At 31.3% G+C, this 4,232-nt stretch carries 7 protein-coding genes; 5 read left to right on the top strand and 2 right to left on the bottom strand.

The features are described from left to right. A partial coding sequence (locus IDG63_RS14070) for a BRO-N domain-containing protein (protein WP_274611197.1) occupies positions 1–507 on the bottom strand: 507 nt, incomplete at its 3' end. Between the two features lie 15 nt (positions 508–522). After that, a complete protein-coding gene (locus IDG63_RS14065) occupies positions 523–777 on the bottom strand; it encodes a helix-turn-helix domain-containing protein (RefSeq protein ID WP_031765898.1) in 255 nt (84 codons plus the stop codon). Positions 778–967: 190 nt separating this feature from the next. On the opposite strand from IDG63_RS14065, the gene IDG63_RS14060 reads away from it, so the two are divergent. From IDG63_RS14060 to IDG63_RS14040, 5 genes are all read left to right on the top strand, one after another. Beyond that, entirely contained in the window at positions 968–1,606 is a 639-nt protein-coding gene (locus IDG63_RS14060) for an XRE family transcriptional regulator (RefSeq protein WP_000874710.1), read from the top strand. Between the two features lie 56 nt (positions 1,607–1,662). Further along, a complete protein-coding gene (locus IDG63_RS14055) occupies positions 1,663–1,848 on the top strand; it encodes a hypothetical protein (RefSeq protein WP_000446800.1) in 186 nt (61 codons plus the stop codon). A 52-nt stretch (positions 1,849–1,900) separates the two neighbouring features. Next, on the top strand, positions 1,901–2,401 hold the full coding sequence (locus tag IDG63_RS14050) for a hypothetical protein (RefSeq protein WP_000896616.1): 501 nt from the start codon (positions 1,901–1,903) through the stop codon (positions 2,399–2,401). Positions 2,402–2,404: 3 nt separating this feature from the next. Then, complete coding sequence (locus IDG63_RS14045) at positions 2,405–2,920, top strand: hypothetical protein (protein WP_117221669.1); 516 nt, start codon at positions 2,405–2,407, stop codon at positions 2,918–2,920. A 61-nt stretch (positions 2,921–2,981) separates the two neighbouring features. Next, on the top strand, positions 2,982–4,031 hold the full coding sequence (locus tag IDG63_RS14040) for a site-specific integrase (protein WP_001145734.1): 1,050 nt from the start codon (positions 2,982–2,984) through the stop codon (positions 4,029–4,031). Positions 4,032–4,232 lie beyond the last annotated feature (201 nt).

Raw genomic sequence — 4,232 nt, 5'->3', positions numbered from 1 at the left:
AGTTGACTTTAAGATTTCATCTACATAGTCTGCTTTGGGTTTTAGTTCTCCGATTTCTTGTTGTAAAAGTAAGTTTTGCTCTTTTTCTTTCTTATACTCAGTCAACACTGTAATGATGTAGTCTGGATCTTTTAATGTTTGTTCAATTACATTGTCTGTTGCGTATATACCGTGTTTGCGAATGGCTGGTAGGACATCTGATGTTACCCAGCGTTTGAATTTTCTAGCGGTTTCTCTAATTTTTTCGTTTTTGCTTTGTTTAGAAGCATCGAAGATTAGACTGTATAATCCTGATTCGTTGATAATGATCATATTTCTGTTTTGACCTGATGCACTAAATTGGTGCGTCAGCTTGTCCTCGCTATCAACATGATTTCTAATGGCATTGTCTGCTCTTGCATATCCTAAAATCTCAGCAATATCTTTTCCTACAAAATAAGGTTCGTTTTCAATTTCTACTGTTCTTACTGGTAGCTCTTTAAAATTAAATGTTTGTAATGCTTGCATTGTTCATTCCTCCTTTTAAGACATTTGTTTCCCTTCGACTAAAACGTATTTAAAATACGATTCATCTTTTAAAAAAATAATCTCATCAATAGAGATATTTAATGTTTTGGCAATTCTAAAAGCATCTCTAGGTTTAATCATTTCTGGGTTATTTTCCCAAATGTTATAAGTAGATGGTGAAATGCCAAGTTTTTCAGCAAAAGACGACTGGGTATAACCTTTTCGTTTTCGCCATTCATCTAATTTCAGACTTTGTTTGATGTAGCTCATTTTTTAACCTCCTTGTTAAGTTCTGACTAAAGTATATCGTAATCTAAATACGAATTCAAGTGTTTTTCGTAATTATTTTAGAAATTTACGTATTTTTATTTTCGTAAATCGTATTTTAAGGGTTGCAATTACGATTTTTCATAGTATAATAAAAGTGTAAAAAACATTATATATAAGGAAGGAAAACAAAATGGCTTTCAAAAATTCCATAAAAGAAATCAGATTGAACAATAGATTGTCTAAAGTTGAGATGGCTAGAAAATTAGATGTTTCCGAAGGTACTATAAGAATGTGGGAAAGTGGAAGAACTGAACCTAGAATGGGTATGGTCGAAAAAATTTCAAGTTTGTTCAATGTTTCTAAAGGTTATCTCTTAGGAGAAATTGAAGAAATTGTTTTACCAGAATTTGATAGCGAAATCGAGGTTCCATATTTCGGTAAAGTTTCTGCTGGAAATTTCGAGGAAGTTGCAATTGATAATGAAAAATTAAAAGTTCCACCATTTGCTTTTAACGGTCGTAAACCTAGCGAATGTATAGCACTAAAAATAAACGGAGATAGCATGAATAAAATACTCGCTAACGGTTCTTATATAATTGTCCATGATTATAGAAAGTCTTGTGATCATAAACTTAACAGCAATGATATCCTTGTATTACGTCTAGGTGGTGAATATACAGTTAAGCGTGTGAGACGTACTGAAACAAAACTACATTTAGACCCAGTAAGCTATTCAGATGAATTTAAAACTAATTCTTACGATTTAGATTCTATTGATGAAATCGAAGTGATAGGCAAAGTTATTTATAACTATCGAATTTTTGATTAATAGCGTCTATGTGGCGCTTTAATATAAAAAGTAAGCAAAGGAGAAATAAAAAAATTATGGAATCATATGAAGAAATTGAGCATATACACATTAACACTGGTAGAAAAAAACTTACACAAGAGGAAATTGAAGAAGCTAACGCGTTTATCGAAAGTCAAGAATTTAAAAATATGGTTAAACAAGCTAAAGAATCGCGTCAAAGAGTTATGAATTCTAAAATAACAAATAGGACAAAAATGTAATTATCGTTCTTTCTAATATTTTAATATAAACCAAATGAAGGAGAAATTGAAAATGGCAGGAGATAAATTAACTTTTAAAGAAATTCTAACAGAAACAAAAATGTTTAGTAAGTTAAGCAATAGAAAGATTGACATGTATAAAAAAATGACAACAGATGAAAAAAGAAAGATATTAAATGATTTTAAAGAAGGAAAAGAACTTGATATCCAACTTTATAAATCTGAAAATTTTAAAAACACTAACGAAGAATACGAATCAAAATCAGCTAAAAGTTTAAACGGACAAGGTATTAAAGAAGCTACCGACGTTACGACTTACGCATATCAAAAGCAAAATATTAACCCTACACTATTGAAAGTCTACAACGGTTTAGGTACATTCACAACAAACGTAGATAAACAAGCTAAATTCGTATTCTACGATACGCAATTAAAACAAAACTTTGTCTCTATAGCTCAACGAGACGAACTAATAAAGCAAAATAATAGAATTATCGAGCAAAACAACGAAGTCATAGATTTATTAAAACAAATAGCAAATAAAGGAGTGTAAAACATGAAAAGATTATTATATTTAATTTTAGCTAGCGCGTTAGTATTAGGTGCATGTGGTAGCAACGACGGCGATAAGAAAGAGGAAAGCAAGAAAGCGGAAACAAAGAAAGAGAACAAAGACAAAAAGAAAGAAACTAAAGACAAAGCAGAAGCGAAAAAAGAAAATGCTAATCAAAACGATAACAATAATCAAGTAAACAACGATAACAACACAAATGTTAATGATCATCAACAAACTAATAACGCACCTAAACAAAATCAAACACAAAATAATCCCACTTCTAATAAAAACAACAATGCACCAGTGAAAGATGAGTTTTCAAGTGACACATCTTATAACGCTTATCAAGAAGCTAAAAGAGCAACAGAAGAAAACAAACGTCAGAATGGTGGCCATACTGCCGGTATAGGTGGTTCATGGGCAGTACAAGACGGACAAGACTATAATTCATGGAAGAAAGCACAAAATGATTTTGACAATTTTAAAAGTCAAAATAGTGAAGTGATTCAACAATAAAATTCCGGGTAGCCCGCCTACCCTTATTATTTTTTGCCAATTTTGAGGAGGGAGAAGTAAAATGCCAGTATATAAGGATGGTAATACAGGTAAATGGTATTTTTCCATTAGATATAAAGATGTATACGGTAATAACAAACGTAAGATGCAACGCGGTTTTTCAACTAAGCGTGAAGCTAAGAGTGCAGAGGCTATTTTTTTGAATGATGTAAACGAAGGATATAGCGATTCAAAAACATTTGATTATGTTTTTCATCACTATTTAGAAAATAGCGATTTGAGACCTAAAACAAAACGACGCAAACAAAATGAATATCATAAACACTTTAAAGCTAAGTTCGGGCACATAAAAATGAATAAGATAACGCAAAATCAATGCCAAGAGTTTCGTAAATATCTAATAGAGAATGTAGCGTCAACAAATTCTGCTCGTACAATTTGGTCAGGTTTTAAAGTTGTAATTAATTATGCCAAAAAATACTTTGGATTACGTACAGATCCAACAATATCAATTAAACCTATTCCGCGTGTAAAGCCAAAACCTAAGTTTATGATGCGTGAAGAATTTGAAGAAAGAATCAAAGACATTGAAGAGCAAGATTACAGAGAGTTATTTACATTAATGTTTTATACAGGTTTAAGGATTGGCGAAGCTATGGCTCTTGTTTGGACAGACTACAATAAATACAAAAAAGAGATATCCATAAATAAAACAATGGACATCTCTAATAGAACTATATATCCGAGACCAAAAACAGATAGTTCAGAGGATATTGTTCCTTTACCTAAATTCATCAATACAATGTTAACTGAACGACATCAACGTGAAAAAGAGTTAAACAAATATTTTGATGAACGTAGTTATTTTATTTTCGGAGGAATGGCTCCCAAACATTACAGTCATGTTCAAAAGAAATTTCAAAAAGCTTTCCCTCATTATAACATTCACGCGTTAAGACATTCTTATGCATCTTATCTTGCAAATAATGGTGTAGATATTTTCGTTTTACAGTCACTCATGAGACATGCTCAAATCACTGAAACGATGGGCACTTACAGCCATTTATATACTCAGAAAAAACACGATGCAATAGCCATTTTTGACAAGTAAATGGTATCAAAATGGTATCAATAGCCATTTCCGGAAGTTAAGAATGGCTTAACAACGCGGTTTAAAGCTATCCAATACTACCTTCCATTTCGATTGAAAAAACTAATTTTTAAGGACTTATTTTTATAGAAACATTGATTTAATGCGATTTAAAATGAAGTTATTTCTCTCGAAATTTTGAGGTTATTATTTTTTGGTATC

This window comes from Staphylococcus sp. EG-SA-14 (assembly GCF_017151935.1).
Classification (GTDB): Bacteria; Bacillota; Bacilli; order Staphylococcales; family Staphylococcaceae; genus Staphylococcus; species Staphylococcus aureus.
Note: the sequence above shows the minus strand (reverse complement) of the source record. Positions and strands in the feature narration are given on the sequence as shown.